The 402-nt window shown below is 66.4% G+C and carries 1 protein-coding gene; it reads right to left on the reverse strand.

Features of this window, described 5'->3' with window-relative positions:
• On the reverse strand, positions 1–402 hold a 402-nt coding region (locus tag ASF38_RS09730; protein ID WP_162237340.1), incomplete at both ends, for an HNH endonuclease signature motif containing protein.

Here is a 402-nt window from a genome sequence, read left to right on the forward strand (position 1 = left end):
ATCGGGATTGATCCGGCCTGACCACTGTTGGTCGTGAACTCGGTGGTGGTGGAACGAACAGAGGAGGGCGCCGTCTCTGATGTCGGTGGTCTTGGAGATGGCGTAGGGATTCAGGTGGTGGGCCTCGGTCCACCGTGAGTCGCGGTCGCATCCGGGTGCGGTGCAGCCGCCGTCTCTCTTCTCCATCGCCCGGCGCGACGACCGGTTGAAGTAGCGGTTCGCGCTGCCGAGGTCGATCGGGAGTGAGGTGCCGTTGAGGACCATCGGCACGATCTGTGCCGAGCAGGCGAGCCGGCGGGCTTCGCCGGCCGAGATCCGTGTGCCGTCGGACAGTCCGGCGGCCTTCACACCTCCGACGAGGGTGTCGAGGTCCAGGTTCACGGTCACGACGGCACTCACACC

Origin of the sequence: Aeromicrobium sp. Leaf272 (genome assembly GCF_001422865.1) — a bacterium.
Classification (GTDB): domain Bacteria; phylum Actinomycetota; class Actinomycetes; order Propionibacteriales; family Nocardioidaceae; genus Aeromicrobium.